The organism is Thermus sp. FJN-A, assembly GCF_054655095.1.
On sequence record NZ_BAAHSC010000009.1, the window covers coordinates 1 to 247 of the forward strand.

Sequence of the window (247 nt, forward strand, 5' to 3'; positions counted from 1 at the left end):
ATCCCGGTGGACGGGGGGGGGCGGGGGAGGGACCTCGAGGCCGACCTCAAGGCCTGGCAGAGGCGCTACCCGGGGAACGAGGAGAAGGCGAGGAGCCTCCTCAAGGCCCTCAAGCGCCCCGAAGGGGTGAACCCCGTCACCCTCGTCGTGGACGACGCCACGGGCCTCACCCCCAGTGTGGTCCCCTGGCTGGTGGCCTTCGCCGAGGTGGCCACCCTGGTCCTGGCCGTCCACCCGGAGACCCTAA

General features: G+C 72.1%; 1 pseudogene. It reads left to right on the plus strand.

Annotated features, from left to right (window positions below):
- Window positions 1–247: pseudogene (locus tag ACYQ0J_RS00040) on the plus strand (ATP-binding protein); the annotation flags it as partial.